Genomic DNA, 18995 nt, shown 5'->3' with positions numbered 1-18995 from the left:
CCATTAATCGTTCTCCTGATAGAGTAAGCAGGAGACGGCATGATCAGGACCAACCTCACGGAGGGTTGGTACTACTGTTTTACAAGCTGTGGTTGCCATGGGACAACGGGTATGGAAATGGCAGCCTTGAGGGGGATTGAGGGGTGAAGGTACTTCTCCCTTCAGGATAATCCGTTCCTTTCGTTCTCCTGCTTCCACTGTGGGAATGGAGGAGAGCAATGCCTTAGTATATGGGTGCAACGGTTGAGAGAAGAGCGTCTCTTTCTTCGCAATCTCCACAATCTTGCCAAGATACATGACAATAATCCGGTCGGAGATATGACGTACCACCGCTAAATCATGGGCGATAAAAAGATAGGTAAGCTGATAGAGCTCCTGCAAATCCTGTAATAGATTCAGTACCTGAGCTTGAATAGAAACATCGAGGGCGGAGACGGCTTCATCACAGATGATAAACCGTGGTTCAACCGCTAAAGCACGGGCGATCCCGATCCGTTGTCGTTGTCCACCGCTGAATTCATGGGGATAACGATCGAGGGCTTCAGGACGCAGACCCACACGTTCAATCAATTGGTTCAAGCGCTCTGCGTACTGTTCACGGGGAACCACTTGTTGAATCTCCAGTGCTTCCTGCAAGATTTGACGAATGGTCTGGCGCGGATTCAAGGATGCGAAAGGATCCTGGAAAATGATCTGCATTTGGCTACGCATTTTTCGCATCTCTGCTTTTGATAGACTGAGCAAATCCTTGCCATCATAATATACTTCTCCAGCAGTAGGCTCGACGAGGCGAAGAATGGCTCGGCCGGTGGTCGATTTACCACAGCCTGATTCTCCAACGATACTTACCGTCTCCCCCGCATGAATCTGAAAGCGAATGCCATCTACTGCACGGACCACATTCACCGTTTTCCCCAGGATTCCACCCTTTAAGGGAAAATGCACCTTAAGATCACGAATATCTAATAAAGGAGGTTGTTGAACATCGCTAGCAGTCTGTCCATGAGAGCTTGCTCCTTCATTCTGATTCCACATGTTGTACTCCTCCTTTCCCTACTACTTCTGCCCCTTTGCCTTGTGTAGCTTGCTCTCTTTCCGTTACCTTCCAACATCGGACCTTCCGTCCGTTGGATAGCTCACGCAATGGAGGCAACTCAACGTGACAGCGCTCCTTTGCCTTTGCACAGCGGGGGGCGAAGCGACATCCCTGGGACATCTGATGTAAGCCCGGTACATGACCTGGGATCACCTCCAGCCGTTCTCTCTCCTCTGTTAACTTCGGAATGGATGCAAGCAATCCCTCTGTATAAGGATGATAGGGTTCACGAAAGAGCGCCTGAGTCTCCCCTTCCTCTACCACCTGCCCCGCATACATCACACAGACACGATCACAGGTCTCAGCTACCACCCCGAGGTCATGGGTGATAAACAGAATGGCCATCCCAAATTCCCCTTGTAGCTCCTTCATCAAATGAATGATCTGCGCTTGAATGGTCACATCCAACGCTGTGGTTGGCTCATCAGCGATCAATAATGTCGGTTTACACGCCAGGGCAATGGCGATCATCACCCGCTGCCGCATCCCACCACTTAGCTCATGGGGATACTGCTTGAACCGCTTCTCTGGCGAAGGAATACCAACCAGTTGGAGCATCTCTATGGCTTTCTCCTTCGCTTCCTTCCGATTCAGCTTTTGATGGATCCGTAGCACCTCCCCAATCTGCTCCCCAATGGTGAGAACAGGATTCAAGGATGTCATGGGCTCTTGAAAGATCATGGAGATTTGATTACCACGGATGGAACGCATCTCATCCTCAGAAAGGGGAACCAGATCCTGCCCTTGAAAGCGGATCTTTCCTTCCGTAATGCGACCAATGCCCTTGGGAAGCAGCTTCATGATGGAAAGGGAGGTGAGACTTTTACCACAGCCAGATTCCCCCACAAGACCTAGTGTTTCACCACGCTTGATCGTAAGGCTGACACCATCGAGAGCCCGAACCCTTCCTACTGAAATCTCTAGCTCTGTCACCAATTGTTCTATTTCTAATAAGCATTCTTCCTGTGCTGTCATCAACCTCACCTCCTAGGATAGCTCAATTCGTTTATTGAAGACCTTATATAATAGATCGACGACTAGATTCACGGTGACGAAGATGAGAGATACCACAAGTACAGAGCCCTGAACTAAGGGGAGGTCACGCATACGAATGGCATCCACCATCAACCTTCCTAAACCATTGATAGCAAAGACGGACTCTGTTAGGACCGTTCCTCCAAGCAAGGCACCGAACTGTAAGCCTACCACCGTGATGACGGGAATCAAGGCATTGCGAAGGGCGTGCTTATACGTGATAATCCGCTCCTTCACCCCTTTGGATCGAGCCGTTCGAATATAGTCCTGGTTGATCACCTCTAGCATGCTCGAGCGCGTCATCCTTGCAACGATGGCGGCACCACCTGTTCCTAGCGTAATGGCAGGAAGAACCACATGACTCCAGCTCCCCCAGCCTGCCACCGGAAAGATGGGCCACTGTACAGCAAAGGCCAAGATGAGCATCAACCCAAGCCAGAAGTTCGGTAGCGAAACCCCAATAAGCGCCACCAACATACTGGAGAAGTCGATCCAGGTGTGCTGGCGTGTTGCTGAGATAATCCCAACGAATAAGCCTAAAACAATGGTGATCACAATACTTGCTGTAGCCAATTGCATGGTTGTTGGGAGACGAACAAGAATCTCATCCAATACAGGACGATGGCTACGAATGGATGTGCCTAGATCCCCTTGTGCCACTTGAACCACATAATCCACATATTGGACCAGCAAGGGCTTGTCCAACCCGAGCTGATGACGGAGCTCCTGTACCTGCTCATCGGTGGCGCTCTCACCAGCTAGAATCTGGGCAGGATCGCCGGGCACCATCTGCATGATCAGGAAGACAACCAGAATAACACCTAATATGACAGGGATCGTCTGTAATAAACGCCGGATAGTATAAACAAACATCTGGATTCCCCCCTTTAACCTTTCATCCTTGGATCGAGTGCATCACGTAAACCATCACCGAATAAGTTAAAGCCAATTACCACCAACGAAATCGCTAAGCCTGGGAAAGTAGCAATATAGGGTGCATTCCATAAGTAACTCCGTCCATCACTAAGCATCGCGCCCCATTCTGGTGTAGGAGGCTGTGCACCGAGCCCTAAGAAGGAGAGTCCTGCAGCTGTTAAGATGGCAGAAGCGACCCGCAGGGTAGCTTGGACAATGATGGGAGAAAAAATATTAGGTAGAATATGTCCCATAATAATCCGCACATCATTGGCACCAAGAGCCTTTACCGCTTCCACATACTCCAGCTTCTTCACCTCTAACGTAGAGCCACGAACGATCCGTGCAAAGGCGGGAATGGAGAAGATCCCTACTGCAATCATCACATTGACTAAGCCTGGTCCGAGGGCACTCACAATGGCTAAGGCTAAAAGCAAGCCTGGAAAGGCCAGTAAAACATCGATGCAGCGCATGATGATGGCATCCACCCACCCTCCATAGTAACCAGATAGCAATCCTAATAAGATCCCAAAAAATGCTCCGATGGCCACAGAGACAACACCTACAGTTAAGGAAAGCTGTGCACCATAGAGAAGTCGACTGAAAATATCTCGCCCCTTATCATCGGTACCACACCAGTGATCCGCCGAGGGTGCTTGTAAGCGTTCCCCCAAATTGATCGCTTCTGGATCATACGGTGCAATCAAGGGTGCTAAGATGGCTAAGATAACAAAAATGAGGACAAGTGTTGCGCCAATCATAGCGCTTTTATTTTTGACTAGACGTGCAGTGATCTCCCGATACCTTTTTTTCCTCGGTGACATCATGTTTACACCCTCCCTTTGCGATACCCTCTCCATAGATTGAAGTGAATTGTTTGATTTCCACCGTACCGATTCTAAGGGATGAAGTAAAGTAGGTTTTTTCAATAGGTAAAAAAATTATAAATTTCAGTAAAGATTTTATAAACAAAATTTTCGGAACTTTTCTATAATAACAACTAACCCAGCAAACAGTAGGTCACAGGGAAAATAGCAAATGAGGAGGAAATGCGATGAAGTTACGAAGATGGCGAGTTTTATCAGCTTTAGGCATCAGTTTAATCCTATTAACAACCGGAATATTGGGTGGCTGCTCCAGTTCAAAGGAGACTTCAACACCGGCTGGGCAAGAAGCTCCAAAGGAACCTGCGCAGGAAGAGGCATCTGGTGAAAAAACATTAATCGTTGCCGAACTATCTGACGCAGCACAGCTTGACCCCCAAAAAGGAACGGATATTCCTTCTGCCAATGTGTATCATGGTAAAGTTTATGAAGGCTTAGTGGCACAGAATCAAAAAATGGAGACCGTTCCTCTCTTAGCCACGGAGTGGAAGCAAATCAATGACTTAACCTGGGAGTTTAAACTACGTGAAGGTGTCACCTTCCATGATGGCGCTGCATTCAATGCCGAGGCTGTGAAGAAAAGCTTTGAACGGATCCTTGATCCCAACACGGCTTCTCCACGGAAGAAACTCTTTGACATGATCAGTGAGATGAAGGTGATCGATGAATATACTATTCAATTTGTCACCGCCTATCCTTATGCACCATTATTGGCCAACCTATCCCACTACTCTGCTGGTATTATCAGTCCTACTGCAATTGACCAATATGGTGATGACCTTGGCTTACATCCTACAGGGACAGGCCCCTTTGTCTTTGATTCTTGGACACCTGGCTCTGAAATTGTCATTAAGAAGAATCCAAATTACTGGGGTAATGAACCGCAATTAGATAAGATTGTTTTCCAGGTTATTCCTGAGGATGCTACACGGATCGCCCTTGTAGAAACAGGGAAAGCTCATATTGCCGAGCCTGTTCCCGTCGATGATGTGCAGCGGATTGAATCCTCAGATGTGATGGCCTTGTATCGTACCGACGGCTTAGGAATTGATTATCTTGGCTTTAATACGGAGAAGGAACCATTTACTGATGTCCGTGTACGTCAAGCGATTAATTACGCTGTTGACGTCGATGCTATCGTACAAGGAATCTATAACAATGTAGGTACACCTGCTACAGCTCCTATGGGGCCTGGTGTATGGGGACATAATCCCAATGTGAAGAATTATCCTTATGATATTAATAAAGCAAAGGAATTACTTGCTGACGCCGGTTACCCCGATGGCTTTAAGACAACAATCTGGACCAATGATAATAAAGCACGTGTTGGTGTAGCTGAAGTGGTTCAATCTCAATTAAAAGGGATCGGAATCAATGCTGAGATCAAGGTGCTCGAATGGGGCGCTTACCTCGAAGCAACGGAGAAAGGTGAACATGATATGTTCATCCTTGGCTGGTCCAACATGACAGGTGACGCAGACTACAACCAGTTCTTTCTCTTCCATAGCGATGCTCGTGGCAAGATGGGTAATAATACCTTCTTCTCGAATGAACGTGTGGATGAGTTGATCGACCTCGGTCGTAAAGAGACGGATCCTACCAAACGTTTAGCCATCTATGCTGAGGCACAAGAGATTGAAATGCAGGAAGCACCCATGATCTTCCTACGGAATGATGAACGTCTTGCCGTCATTAGTAAGGATGTTCAGGGCTTCTGGATTCACCCATCTGGTATCTTGATGTTACAAGATGTTTCTTTGAAATAGTGTTTCATCTTTGCCAACCCTTGTTTCATGTGAATTGATCAACCCCATCATATAAAACAATGTACCCCTTCTCCCATGGAGTAGAAAGTAAGATGTTTCTACTCCATGGAGAAGGGGCTTTTTTTGTGAGATAACGAATAATCAAATTTGCATTCTCAAATATATTAGTATTTACTTATATGTAAATCAATGTTTATAATATAGTTCGTTATGATAATGAATGACTTGATGGTGGTGGAAAATCAAGCATGGAAATTACTCTCGCAATTCTTATCTTTTTAATTACGCTCATCTTTGTGATCTGGCAGCCAAAGGGCTTATCCATTGGCTGGTCCGCCTGTGGTGGCGCCTTACTCGCCTTGATGGCTGGCGTTGTTTCATTTCAGGATGTGCTGGATGTAACAGGGATCGTCTGGAATGCCACCATCACCTTTGTGGCCTTGATTATCATCTCATTAATCTTTGATGAAATCGGCTTCTTTGAATGGGCTGCACTCCATATGGTACGCTTTTCTCATGGGAATGGAATCCGCATGTTTCTCCTGATTATTCTCTTAGGAGCTGGGGTCGCTGCCCTCTTCGCCAATGATGGCGCTGCCTTAATCTTGACCCCCATTGTGCTGGCCATGATGAGAGAATTGGACCTGAAAGAAAAGATGATTCTACCGTTTATCATGGCGTCTGGCTTCATCGCTGATACGACGTCCTTGCCCTTTGTCGTGAGTAATCTGGTCAATATTGTCTCTGCTGATTATTTTCAGATCAGTTTCGGTGAATATGCCGTCCATATGATCATACCCAATCTGTTTAGCCTACTGGCTAGTATGAGCGTTCTCTATCTCTTTTTTCGCAAAAATATCCCGAAACAATTGGCTCTTTCTCACTTGAAGCAGCCTGCTGAAGCCATTCGTGACCCCTATTTGTTCCGCCTAGCTTGGCTCGTATTAGCTCTCTTATTAGTTGGCTATCTTAGCGGTGAGGCCATTCATATCCCAATCTCCTTCATCGCTGGAACCATTGCTCTGCTCTTTCTTTGGATCGCCGGACAGCGGCCAAGCATTGAGCCGAAAAAAATTATACGGGGAGCACCATGGGCTATCGTCTTTTTCTCCATCGGAATGTATGTGGTGGTCTATAGCTTACGGAATGTGGGCTTAACTAGTGCCCTGGCGGTATTGATAAAACAAGCGGCGGAGCAAGGCTTATTCGTAGCCACCGTCGCTATGGGCTTTATGGCAGCCTTCCTCTCCTCAGTGATGAATAATCTACCTACGGTTATGATCGATGCCTTGGCCATCGCTGATACTGAGACCACTGGGGTGATTAAAGAAGCCCTCATCTATGCCAATGTCATCGGCTCCGATCTCGGTCCGAAGATTACGCCCATCGGTTCACTAGCCACCCTATTATGGCTCCACGTCCTGCATTCTAAGGGTGTACGCATCACCTGGGGCTATTACTTTAAGGTGGGAATCATTCTTACAGTCCCAACCCTTTTCATCACATTATTGGGACTCTATCTTTGGTTATTAATCCTCTAAGAAATTACAGAATGAAAATTCTGGATGATTGGAGTGTTCGTGGATGAAGAAAAAAATCCTCTACTTTTTATGTACTGGGAACTCCTGTCGCAGTCAGATGGCAGAAGGCTTGGGCAAACACTATTTAGGAGATGGATACCAAGTCTACTCTGCAGGCATCGAAGCTCATGGTGTGAATCCTAATGCTGTACGTGCCATGGCGGAGATCGGCATCGACATCTCGGAGCAAACCTCAGAACTCATTGACATGGATCTGCTTCAGCAGGCTGATGTGGTGATCACCTTATGTGGTGATGCCAATGATAAGTGCCCCACCACACCTCCCCATGTGAAGCGTATTCATTGGGGATTACCTGACCCAGCCAAGGTGAAGGGTACAGAGGAAGAACGCTGGCTGGCATTTCAGCAGGTACGTGATGAGATCGCTCGGCGAATCATTAAATTTGCGAAGGAAAGCGAAGGAGATACGCCTTCGAACCTCTACTAGGAAAAAGAAGCTCGGTGAGATTACCCATCTCACCAAGCTTCCTTTGATCTAAGCTCCATATTTATACATAATAGTAATCTTGGTTCAGGTTATTCCTACCATAATGCAATGGTACTATCACAGCGCGGTTCCGTCCCCCCCATGAGTATACCTGTGACAGGATCACGGAGAATAATCTGACCACGGCCGAAGGAATCACCATCGAGGGTGGGAATAATCTCATGCCCCATTCGTGCTAAGGCTTGGGCAATATCACGAAATAGGTGAGGCTCTACCGCTACCTTCTTCCCTTCCAGCCACTGCCAGCGTGGAGCATCCAAGGCTGCTTGCGGGTTTAAATGAAAATCAATGAGATTCATCACCACTTGCACATGCCCTTGTGGCTGCATAAAGCCACCCATTACTCCGAATGGTCCAAGGGCGGATCCATCCTTACTGAGAAAGCCTGGGATAATCGTATGATAGGTCCGTTTTCCTGGCTTCAAGGCATTAACCGCCGTGGGATCCAAGGAGAAGTTATGCCCACGGTTCTGCATGGCAATGCCTGTGCCTGGAATCACCACGCCAGAGCCAAAGCCCATATAGTTACTCTGTATGAAGGAGACCATATTCCCATCCCCATCGGCGGTAGCGAGATAGACAGTACCACCCTTGGGAGGTTCTCCAGGTGTAGGCTGTAGGGCTGTAGTGCCAATCATTTGCCGACGCTGGGCTGCAAACTCCTCAGAGAGTAGTCGTTCTGCCGGAACAGGCATGGCTCCAGGCTCTGTAATATAGTGCAAGCCATCTGCAAAAGCCAGCTTCATCGCTTCGATCTGCTGATGATAGGTGGTGACAGACTCTTTTTCATGTATGGATAGACCCTTCAAGATATTCAAGGCCATTAAAGCAACCATCCCTTGTCCATTGGGAGGGAGTTCCCACACGTCGTACCCCCGATAGGAGACGGAAAGGGGCTGAACCCACTCTGGTTGATACTCAGCTAAATCCCCTAAGCTCAGATAGCCCCCATGTTCTTTAACATAGGCAACAATCCGCTCTGCCAGCTCCCCTTGATAGAAGGCAGCACCCTCTGTTTCCGCAATAGCACGTAATGTGGCTGCATGATCAGGTGAGCGCCATATCTCGCCAATCTGCGGTGCTTTCCCCCCTGGAGCGAAGGTGTCAAACCAAGGCTGAAACAAGGCCTTTGGCTCTTTCTCCTGGTATTTACGAGAGGCGATATTCCAGTACTTCCCTACCACTGCAGACAAAGGAAACCCTTCTTCCGCATAGCGGATGGCTGGTGCGAGTAAATCTGTTAGCGGTAAGCTTCCAAACCGCCGCCATAATTCCACCCAGCCTGCCGGAGCACCTGGCACAGTGATGGGAATAACACCATGGGTAGGCATCTCTGCATAGCCCCGTTCCTGTAGGGCTTCGATGGAAATCTGCCGAGGTGCTGGTCCACTGCTGTTTAGACCATGAATCTTCCCATTAAACCAGACAATGGCAAAGTTATCTCCGCCTATTCCATTGGAAGTGGGCTCTACAACAGTTAAACAAGCTGCTGTAGCAATGGCTGCATCAACTGCGTTTCCACCCTTTCGCAGGATTTCGAGCCCAGCTTGAGCTGCGAGGGCTTGTGAAGTGGCCACCATACCATTTTTAGCATAACTGAGCATACGACGAGACGGATACGGGTAACTCTGTGGATCAAATGCGATCATGGGTTGAGTTCCTCTCTTCTCTTCTTCTCTTTACTATTTTTGAAGTGTAGTTAAGGACTTCGCCAACCAATGTCTTTTGACCTGTTTCTATTTGTGAATTGCCATCATATTCAAATATTTTAAGCTATTTTGCCTTGAAAAGAAAGTGGGCATTATTGATGCATTCTTCTAGTAGCTTACTGCTTATGAAAAGTGCTGTGCTGAGAGCTTGCTTCCCGCAGTTGATCTAGAACCTCTGTAATACGCTGAGTCAGTTGAATTAACTTCTCATATACCTGCTTGGCTTCATCATGTTGAGCCAAGGAGATGAGCTGGGCAATCTCTTTCACCCTCCCGTGAAGCTCTTGGTCAAGCACTTCAAGCTGAGCGAAGAGGGAATGATGAACGATGGGATCCTGTTGTGTACGCTGTTCGCTGATCCATTTCTGCAACGTGCAATTATGGGCATCTAATGAGGTGTCGCCATCAAGTGAGTGATAGCCTAATAAGGCATTATAGGCCCACCAGCCTATTAGAATATGATCCGTTCGTACCATCCGTAAGAATTGGGGGTTGGCAAGCTTAGAAAGATTGGCAGAAGAGAGATCCCGTAGCTCATCTACATTGCGGCTCATCTTATAGAGCTGAAGGCCCATTTGACCTACCAGACCCTGATTATTCTCAGTCGCTTGCACCACATGGTACATCCGCTCAGCAATATCACGAGTCGCTTCTGAGGATTCATCCACAACGCTTGTAAAGCCATCGATCCGTGTATGAATCTTGTTCACCTGATCCACCACCTCATCGAAGTAAGTGACCGCTTGCTTCGCTTCATCGATCTGTTGATGAAGGTGAAGCACTAAACCCTCTGTACGGTCACTCACCTTTTTCGCTTCTCCTTGCACCTGTTCGATCACCGTTGTAATTTGCTCAATGGATGCCTTCGTCTGCTCTGCCAGCTTCCTTACCTCTTGAGCTACAACAGCAAATCCTTTCCCCTCCTCACCAGCACGAGCAGCCTCAATGGAAGCATTGAGAGCTAGGAGGTTGGTCGAGTCTGCCAATCCTTTGATCAATTGAACGATCCCTTCAATTCCTTCAATCTCCTGACGTAATTCTTGAATATCCCCTTTGGTTGCATTAAAAAGCATAGTCATCTCATTAAAGCCTTGGAGGGTCTGGTGTAATTGCTCTTGGTTGTTACGAGTATTACTTCCGATTTCATCCACCTCTTGGGCGATTCGGATCATCTCCGTGGCCACATCATTAACAGCCGCTGTAAGCTGTTGTGAAGCTGCACTTACATTGGTGGCGTCCTGCATGGTTTCACCCATGGTCTCCACCACATTGGCAAACTGATTTAATTGGACCACTTCTTCGATAATCTGGCTGTTTACATCGACGAAACGATATTCATGGGCTTCTTCATAGGATTCTAAGACGATCTGCGCATCGAGGAGGAGGAGCTTCTGTAAAGAATTAATCAGCGCAAAGCCACGCTTTCCAAATCGCTTCTGCACAGCAGGGAGCAGTTCATTCATTAGATGAGAGTAAGAGGCAATAAACCAGTCTGGTGCCAGTTGAATCCGATGATGAACCTGACCGATCTTGATGCGCGATATTACATACTGCTCATTCAACTCTACACTTCCTAAGGTACGAATATACTCGGCGAAGGTATGACGGATTCGTTCTTGAAGCTGTGGCGTAGGAATGATCTTCTGCGTATGGGGTTGCTGTAGAAGGGCTTTCACATGCTTCTCTGTAATGGGCTGAGCCGATTCTTCCAGTAACTCCCTTAGTTGATGGATTCTCTGAAGATCCTCTGCTGTAAAGAAAAGAAAATCTAATTTCTCCTTCAGTTGCGGTGAAATCACTTCCTGCCAGGCTTTAATATTCACATGTTCTTCTACCGGTTTTCTTGCAAACATCTTATTAACTCCTCCTTAGCTGCATTTCTTGAAGTCAACTTTCTACTCTTCCATTTCCCATATTGATCTCAAAAAGCCAATGAAAATTTTAATATTCTAATATTTTAATTATCAAAGTACTATATACACCTTGTCAAACTACTTGTTTTGCTCTTTTTATAATATAAATCATGCTTTATGCAGCCCAAGGAAAGGAGTTATTCCCACCGTTTACGAAAAATTAACATTTTTATAATCATTTCTTTACACAATTATGTTATATAAAGCAGGCTTTCCAGTAGTTGCATAAGACTTTCGGTTCATTTTTTCAACTGGCTGCTTCTTTTTCATTATTCTAGTCATCTAGCTTTGAAAAAGCGGAAAAAAATAAGGCTCCATATCATGGAGCCCATACAATCACCTAGCTTATTCACGATTATCAATATCGATCTTTCGTACATCCGTTGGCTTCTCCTTGGGGATCTCAATAAAGAGCACCCCATTCTTGGTATAAGCCTTTACTTCATCCACCAATGCATTCTCTGGTAAGGTAAATGAACGTTTAAATGATCCATACTGCCGCTCAGTTAGAAAGGTTTCCCCTTCCTCTGAAGTACGTTCATCCCGTTTCTCTCCACGGATGGTAAGAACGCGATCATTGATCTCCACTTCCAAATCCTTCACATCCATGCCAGGTACCTCTGCCTCAACAATATAGTTGGTCTCTGACTCTCGGACATTTAATGCAGGTGTAAAAGTAAGAGTAGGTTCTAGGAGAGAATTAGATCGACCAAATGGCTCCTGAAAAAAGCGTTCAATCAGATTATTCATCTCCCGCTGTAACTGTACGGCCCAATTGTCATCGCTACGGTTTGGTTTTCGTAAGTAACGCATGATCCATCCTCCTCGTTTAATTGTACTAGGATTCCTCCTATTCTTTATATTCCCATTCCATCTAGCGGGAGATGTGTCAATTTAATGAACCTTTATCTGAACAAAGCCTGCATTACTTTTTGTATACGTTACTTTTTCTCCATTTCCTTGGGACTAATCACACCACAGACTACACGTGCACCTGCATTGCCAGCTGGATTGGTACGGTAATCATCTTCCATGGCATGGAGCATGAGTGTGGCCCCATCCTTCCGTACGAGGGAGTTTTTCTTCCCCTTCTTAAGCGTCACCTGATGGGCGAGCACTTCCACTTCTAATGTTCCCTGCGGTGTCACATACACATTGGGTAAATCACCTGCATGAGGCCCTTTAGGATTCTCGAAACCATGCTCTTTGTTATATGGATTGAAATGTCCACCTGCTGAGGTGAATTCAGGTCCTTCACAGAGTCCAAACTCATGAATATGCAGCGCATGCTTGCCAGGCTGAAGCTCCTGAGCACGGACATGGATGAGAACACCTGAATTGGTCTCCCGCAAGGTGGCTTCCCCCACTGCTTTTCCTTCTGGATTCACTAAAACCACCTGAAGTACCTCTGTCTCGTCTTTACCACCAAAGCCTGTGAGCAGAATGGTCACAGCCAAGGCAAGTACCATGACCCACCCCATCGTTTTACGATTAAACACAGTCATCACCCTTTCCTAATGATTACATCACCATCTAGTATTTGGATCATGATGGTGTTTTTATGCGATGCCGCGTTCAACTTATCACACTATGGTATGATGCTATTAGACATGTAAAATTCATCCGAAAATCCACGGTTCCATACATAGCCTGACTTGACTAAGGGAGGTAGCATCATGATCAATGTGGAGGAGTTCAGCAAGCTTTGGGGTGAGGAGGCACGATACAAGGAGCAGGAGGAGTTCTGGAATTATCGTGCAGCCCAATTCAATCAGCAGATGGAAGATGAGGAGCATCTTGAACGTGTGGCCAAGCTAATGGCATGGCTCAAGGGGAATAATGCACTCCAATCGCCAGGTAGAATTCTTGATATTGGCTGTGGCTCTGGGAAGTATGCCATCCCCTTCGCCCAAGCAGGTCACGAAGTGGTAGGCATCGATATCTCATCAGCCATGATACAGTATGCAAAGGAGAATGCTGATAAGTATGGGGTAAAGGAGCGAACCCAATTTGATTGTGATATATGGGAAGAACTCGATGTAGAGAAAGCTGGCTGGACTGGTGCCTTCGACCTCACCTTCGCGTCCATGACCCCCGCCATCCGCAACGAAGCGGCATTGGATAAGATGATTCGTTGTAGTCGTGGTGGATGCTTTCTTAGTAGCTCTGTTTCCAAGCATGAGCCCATTGCTGAACGTCTTCGTGCACTCCTTCAGATGAACAAGGATCAGAACTTCCACATGCAACGAATCTACGCTGTTTTCAATATCCTCTGGCTAAAAGGATATTTTCCAACCATCTTCTATGTCGACTCTAGCTGGGAGAATAAATTTACCCTTGAAGAGGCCATCGAACATTTTCGGCTCTTCTTACGGATCAATCCGGTGGATGATCCCCAATTGGATCAAATCATCGCAAGTACATTACAAGAAATGGCCACCGAACAAGCTGACCATCTTATCCGCCAGGAGGTTCATACCAAGGTGGCTTGGCTCTATTGGAATGTGAATTAGTCTCCATCAGATCGGGAAAGAGTAGCTGCTAGCTTCAGGCCGAGGTATACTAGAGGGGGTAATTACTTCTTCATCAGATAGATAAAGCACTCAGATACAGAAGGAGGATATAGCTTGGACCAACAAGATACATCATTTACTGTAGAAGCATTCGCCACCCTCTGGCAGGAAGAACAGAATGATCGACCGGAGCAGGAGAAGTTTTGGAACTTCCGCTCCACCCGCTATAATCAACATGTGAAACGGACCAAGGAAGACCCAAACTGGGATAAGCTCTATGCTTGGCTTTCCGATTTAGGAGGCATCCAACCCAGCTTCAATGTGCTGGATATCGGCTGTGGCCCTGGTAAATTTGCTGTGAATTTTGCGAAGCGCGATCACGCGGTAACCGCATTAGATATCTCCGAAGGAATGTTAGAGAAGGCCAAGGCCAATAGTAGTGAGGCTGGTGTCGCTCAACAAATTCAGTTCATCCATGCACCCTGGGAGCAGTTGACGCCTGCTGATCTAGGTAGCGATGGCTTCGATCTCGTCTTCGCTTCGAAGACACCAGGGATCTCCAGCTTAGAAGCGATTGCGAAGATGAATCAGGTAAGCAGGCATGGCTGCTTCTATAGCAACTTCGTCTATAAGCGGAATCCCTTACAGAATCGACTGCGCTCTCTCCTTGGACTTCCTGAGAAGACGTACCGTGAAGGGGATGCCGTCTATGCCACCTTCAATGTTCTCTGGCTAGAAGGTTACTATCCTGCCTTGCAATATTTAGAGCGGGATTGGGAGATTGAGTGGCAGCTGGACGAAGCTATAGAGTACTTCACCCTCTACTTCGAAGCCGAACAGGAGCACCCTCTATCGGCAGATCAGCAAAACCGCCTACAATCAGCACTACAACAAGATGCAGCACAGCACCAAGGCGTGGTATTAGAGCAGGTTCAATCAAAGCTGGCATGGATGTACTGGAATGTGAAGAGATAGGATCACGATTTCTATTTTTATCAAGACAGAAATTCAACAACTACAAGGTCATTGAATCCTAGTACAACCTAAGATGCTTCCACAGGGCTATCCACTACCTAAACACATCATCTAATTTGCATAATATTGGTTTTAGTTGTAAAATGATGGCAGTTTAGGAGGGCAATTATGAAAAAATGTATGGTGACCATCATTTCTTCTATCATCTTAGTTCTTCTTTCTGGTTGTTCTGAACAAAATGAATCTACAACGACCCCAAAGGTAAATGATTCTGGGCAAGCTGGTATAGAAATTGAAGAAGTTGAAATGGATAATCTCAAATTGTTCATTGACGAAGCAAATTTAGAAACAATTGTTAGTGAACTACAACATGAACCCGTGCGAAGCATGACGGTATCACCGAATCAAGAAATGGTGGCGTTTGGTATAGGTGAAAAGCAAATAAACGATCAAGGACAACCATATATTGAAAATTTAGGGTTATCCTATATTTGGAGTGTGGGTAATCCTATCCCCACCCAATTAGATATCGGATCTCAGTTTATTGGCGATATTATTTGGTCACCTGATAGCCAAGCATTATTTATCGATACTGGGACCTCCATGGTTCGTGAAGGATATATTATTCGTACAAGCGATTTGAGTGTTATAGCAAGCAAAATTGAATATACTCGTGATCCGATCTTCTCTCCAGATTCACGGTTTATCTCCATTAGCCTGAAAAATAATACACCTTATAAATATCGCAATGAGACAGAATTAGAAAATACATTTGATTTAGCAATGTATGATCTTGAAAAACAACAACTTATAACGTTGATCGAGGCAGATGATGAGCATATTCTTTATCCTAAAGAGTGGAAAGATGAATATTCCATCATATATATAAAAAGAAATGCGAGAACTCGAGTTGAAGAAGAGCATACGATTAAACTAGAAAAATCCCTCATCAATCAATAAGTCTAGCACAATAATATTATTGTTCTAGACTTAATAATTTAGTCCTTTTCTATATAGTAAGCTCCATAATCTTCATCTCCACGTTTATATTATGTAACTACTTTTGGTGATTATACCGTTACATTTGAACCTGTCATAGCTAAAGCCACGAGTGTTCTTGACTAATCCATAAAGATTCGTGAACTACCTACCACTTAAAACCTAACTCTTTTTAAAGCCATGAGGAATCACTCTCATGGCTTTTTTCGTGTAAGGGTTGCCAAAAGAGAGATTTCAAAACTTAAGAAGTCATGAATACGGGCACAGGAACTAATGGCGCAGATTGTTTAGCTTCATTTATCCGGACGTACAAACTGAAATAGATGCCATTTGTACCATCAGCATGGGGCTTCTTCTGCTTCACCTTATTCCAGCTCAGTCCAAGTGAAGGTGACAGTTTTCAAAGGAGAGTGTGGAAAAAAACTGCATAAAGGGACTCTCCTCAAATTTCGGTAGATAGGTTAAGGCGGTTTCGTCATAGATATTGATCTCCTCCGCCAATGGCACCTTCGCCAGCATCCCATTGTTCACTTCATCACATACCGCAAACTCTGGTAAGAAACAGATACCTAAGTCCTTCATAATCAAGCGCTTTGCCGTCTCCGTACAATCCACCTCCACGATTACCTTCGCTGAATGCTTGGCCTGATCCAGTAAACGACAAAAGAAAAGCCAATCGAGGGATTGATGATCATAAAAGATCAAATCATAGGCGAACATCTCTGATAATTGAATCGGCTTACCTTTTTCTAATAATGGGTGATCCGGTTTTGCAAAGAGACTGACCCTCGACTTGAATAATGGTCTAATCTTTAGAATTGGATTGGTGATCGTTCGAATAATGCCAAAGTCTACTTCCTCTTTCATGACAAGATCCACGATATCCTTGGAATTTCCAGAGATGAGGTTCACCTGAACTTCTGGATGCTTTCTCCGTAGTTCAGGCATAATTTCTGGGATTACATAGTTGGAGATGGCTTTGGAGCAGCCAATCTTTAGCTCATTAGAAACGGAGAGCTGCTGTTGTAATTTATACTCCACTTCATTGCACATACCAAGCAGCTTCTCAGCATAAGGCAGAAAGATATTGCCACTCTCCGTCAGCGCAAGTTTATTCCCCTCACGATGGAATAGCTCTCGCCCTAGCTCCTCTTCTAGTGTACGGATCCGCGCTGTGATGGAAGGCTGTGTTAAAAAGAGTGCCTCAGCAGCCTTATTAAAGCTACCGTAATACACCGCATAGAGAAACGACTTGATCTGCTCAATATTCATGACCCCATCCCTTCCTCACCTTTGTTATCCGAACTTATCTATACTCTGAGTCTACCATGTTAGCTGGCTAAATATTTTGGCAAATTGAAGGATCTTCCTTGATGCGAAGCGATGATTTCTAATGAATGGCTCCTTATTTTCTATAGGTTATAACTTTTTTCTATAAGTGGATAAAGAGCCTCTTGGCTATACAGAGCCTATTCCGTGTTACTGTTGAGTTAGCAAGTGAAGCATATTCTCTCTCGTACTTCCACGAAAAAGTACGGGGTAGAATAGATGGACTCCTACCCATACGGTTGGCGTCTTACTTTCCCAATCTTTTGAATTTTGCTAATTATATCAGGAGGTGATCAATGACAGACACAATGAATGAGTACCCAATTGGACAACGCGACTGACGCCGATGCCTTCCACTGCTAAGGAAGAGGAGGAAAAAGAATATGATCTATATAGAACTAGCTATCGTTCTTGCATGTATTCTAATTGGAGCACGCAAAGGCGCAATGGGGCTAGGGTTTTACGGCGGGGTTGGCCTACTGATTCTCGTCTTCGTCTTTAAGCTACAGCCTACCTCCCCACCGATTGATGTAATGCTAATTATCATTTCCGTAGTTACTGCAGCTTCAACATTACAAGCAACAAAAGGGATGGATTATCTGGTTCAAATCGCTGAAAAAATGCTACGGAAAAATCCTTCCCGTATCACCTATATGGCACCCATCGTTATGTATATCTTTACCATTTGTGCAGGTACAGGTAATATCGCTTTCGCACTAATTCCTGTTGTAGCAGAAGTGGCTCGTGAATCTGGTGTTCGTCCAGAGCGTCCCCTCTCCATCGGGATTATCGCCTCACAGCAAGCGATTACTGCTTGCCCCATCTCAGCAGCAACTGTTACCCTATTAGCCATGTTAAGTCCGCAAGGGATTACCCTCTTCGATATTCTAAAGGTTTGTATCCCTGCTACCATTATCAGTGTACTGATTGCAGCTTTTCTCGTTTCTAAGAAAGGGAAGGAATTACACCTGGATGAAGAGTACCAACGTCGCGTCCGTGAAGGCCTGATTCCTCCAGTCCGTACCGGTGAACCTGTCTATAAGGAGTTCTCCAAATCCGCTAAGTTATCTGTTGCTCTCTTTATCGGAGCAGCCTTGATCGTTACACTCGTAGGTACAGTTCAAAGTTTACGCCCTGTCTGGATTGTGGATGGTAGTGAGGTTCGTCTCTCTATGACCCTCGCCATTGAAATCGTCATGCTGACTGCTGCTGCAGCCATCCTTACCTTCTGTAAGCCAAAGGTACAGGATATTATCGACAGTGATGTATTCCGAACTGGTATGGCTTCTGTAATCGCCATCTTCGGTGTGGCTTGGCTCGGTGATACCTTCTTCCAAAACAATATGGCTCAAATTAAAGGCGCATTAACAGAGATGGTTACAGCTTATCCTTTCTTGTTTGCCTTCGCACTCTTTATTCTCTCTGCCATGCTGTTCAGTCAAGCGGCTACAGTTCGTGCTTTAATGCCACTAGGAATTGCCCTAGGTATTCCAGCTCCTGCTCTAATCGCGATGTTCCCTGCAGTGAATGGATACTTTGTCGTTCCTTGCTATGGCACCATCGTTGCGGGTATCAACTTTGACCGGACTGGAACAACGAGAATCGGTAAGTATCTCTTTAACCACAGCTTTATGGTACCTGGTTTAATCGCTTGCTTCTTCTCCGTTCTCATAGGTTACGGCTTAATGGCGCTCTTCTTCTAATTCCTATCAACCATATCAACCGATGCTCAACCTACTTACCAATTTATGAACATACTGAAAGGGGATTTGT

The 18995-nt window shown here is 45.6% G+C and carries 16 protein-coding genes; 7 read left to right on the top strand and 9 right to left on the bottom strand.

Annotation, left to right across the window (positions count from 1 at the left end; translation table 11 throughout):
• Positions 1-3: 3 nt before the first annotated feature.
• Genes BN1691_RS08305 through nikC form a run of 4 tightly spaced genes read right to left on the bottom strand, consistent with a single transcriptional unit; the run spans position 4 to position 3873 of the window.
• Positions 4-1035, bottom strand: a complete 1032-nt coding sequence (locus tag BN1691_RS08305) for an ABC transporter ATP-binding protein (RefSeq protein ID WP_053083730.1) — start codon at positions 1033-1035, stop codon at positions 4-6.
• Positions 1019-2071 (bottom strand): ABC transporter ATP-binding protein, encoded by a 1053-nt coding sequence (locus BN1691_RS08300; RefSeq protein WP_048601791.1) that lies wholly within the window; start codon positions 2069-2071, stop codon positions 1019-1021. The genes BN1691_RS08305 and BN1691_RS08300 overlap by 17 nt, the downstream gene beginning before the upstream one ends.
• A gap of 12 nt (positions 2072-2083) precedes the next feature.
• Positions 2084-3004, bottom strand: coding sequence for a nickel ABC transporter permease (gene nikB, locus BN1691_RS08295; RefSeq protein ID WP_048601790.1), 921 nt, complete (start codon positions 3002-3004; stop codon positions 2084-2086).
• Positions 3005-3018: 14 nt separating this feature from the next.
• Positions 3019-3873 carry a nickel transporter permease gene (gene nikC, locus BN1691_RS08290; RefSeq protein ID WP_390621639.1) on the bottom strand — a complete coding sequence of 285 codons (855 nt, stop codon included), beginning with the start codon at positions 3871-3873 and terminating at the stop codon, positions 3019-3021.
• A 227-nt stretch (positions 3874-4100) separates the two neighbouring features.
• On the opposite strand from nikC, the gene BN1691_RS08285 reads away from it, so the two are divergent.
• From BN1691_RS08285 to arsC, 3 genes are all read left to right on the top strand, one after another.
• Complete coding sequence (locus BN1691_RS08285; RefSeq protein ID WP_048601788.1) at positions 4101-5696, top strand: glutathione ABC transporter substrate-binding protein; 1596 nt, start codon at positions 4101-4103, stop codon at positions 5694-5696.
• Positions 5697-5944: 248 nt separating this feature from the next.
• A complete protein-coding gene (locus BN1691_RS08280) occupies positions 5945-7237 on the top strand; it encodes an arsenic transporter (protein WP_048601787.1) in 1293 nt (430 codons plus the stop codon).
• A 43-nt stretch (positions 7238-7280) separates the two neighbouring features.
• The gene (gene arsC, locus BN1691_RS08275; protein ID WP_048601786.1) at positions 7281-7724 is read left to right on the top strand and encodes an arsenate reductase (thioredoxin); all 444 of its coding nucleotides are present in this window, start codon (positions 7281-7283) and stop codon (positions 7722-7724) included.
• 95 nt (positions 7725-7819) lie between these two features.
• Here arsC and BN1691_RS08270 read toward each other — a convergent pair whose 3' ends face one another.
• The 4 genes from BN1691_RS08270 to BN1691_RS08255 form a co-directional block, all read right to left on the bottom strand.
• Positions 7820-9433: a gamma-glutamyltransferase family protein gene (locus tag BN1691_RS08270; protein ID WP_048601785.1), complete on the bottom strand. Its 1614-nt coding sequence runs from the start codon at positions 9431-9433 to the stop codon at positions 7820-7822.
• Positions 9434-9609: 176 nt separating this feature from the next.
• Positions 9610-11346, bottom strand: coding sequence for a globin-coupled sensor protein (locus BN1691_RS08265; RefSeq protein ID WP_048601784.1), 1737 nt, complete (start codon positions 11344-11346; stop codon positions 9610-9612).
• Between the two features lie 405 nt (positions 11347-11751).
• Entirely contained in the window at positions 11752-12219 is a 468-nt protein-coding gene (locus BN1691_RS08260; protein ID WP_048601783.1) for an Hsp20/alpha crystallin family protein, read from the bottom strand.
• Positions 12220-12347: 128 nt separating this feature from the next.
• Positions 12348-12905: a superoxide dismutase family protein gene (locus BN1691_RS08255; RefSeq protein ID WP_231638373.1), complete on the bottom strand. Its 558-nt coding sequence runs from the start codon at positions 12903-12905 to the stop codon at positions 12348-12350.
• A gap of 177 nt (positions 12906-13082) precedes the next feature.
• Between BN1691_RS08255 and BN1691_RS08250 the strand changes: the two genes are divergently transcribed.
• The 3 genes from BN1691_RS08250 (at position 13083) to BN1691_RS08240 (ending at position 15854) form a co-directional block, all read left to right on the top strand.
• A complete protein-coding gene (locus BN1691_RS08250) occupies positions 13083-13919 on the top strand; it encodes a class I SAM-dependent methyltransferase (protein ID WP_048601782.1) in 837 nt (278 codons plus the stop codon).
• A gap of 114 nt (positions 13920-14033) precedes the next feature.
• Complete coding sequence (locus tag BN1691_RS08245; RefSeq protein WP_048601781.1) at positions 14034-14894, top strand: class I SAM-dependent methyltransferase; 861 nt, start codon at positions 14034-14036, stop codon at positions 14892-14894.
• Positions 14895-15062: 168 nt separating this feature from the next.
• The gene (locus BN1691_RS08240; RefSeq protein ID WP_048601780.1) at positions 15063-15854 is read left to right on the top strand and encodes a hypothetical protein; all 792 of its coding nucleotides are present in this window, start codon (positions 15063-15065) and stop codon (positions 15852-15854) included.
• A gap of 414 nt (positions 15855-16268) precedes the next feature.
• Here the strand turns inward: BN1691_RS08240 and BN1691_RS08235 are convergent, their stop codons facing one another.
• Entirely contained in the window at positions 16269-17165 is an 897-nt protein-coding gene (locus BN1691_RS08235; RefSeq protein ID WP_048601779.1) for a LysR family transcriptional regulator, read from the bottom strand.
• A gap of 440 nt (positions 17166-17605) precedes the next feature.
• Here BN1691_RS08235 and BN1691_RS08230 point away from each other — a divergent pair, with 440 nt between their 5' ends.
• Positions 17606-18925, top strand: coding sequence for an anaerobic C4-dicarboxylate transporter family protein (locus BN1691_RS08230; protein ID WP_048601778.1), 1320 nt, complete (start codon positions 17606-17608; stop codon positions 18923-18925).
• The last annotated feature ends 70 nt before the right edge of the window (positions 18926-18995 follow it).

The organism is Rubeoparvulum massiliense, assembly GCF_001049895.1.
In the GTDB taxonomy this organism is placed as follows: domain Bacteria; phylum Bacillota; class Bacilli; order Rubeoparvulales; family Rubeoparvulaceae; genus Rubeoparvulum; species Rubeoparvulum massiliense.
The sequence above is the reverse complement of the archived record's forward strand: the minus strand, read 5'-3'. Positions and strand labels throughout refer to the sequence as shown.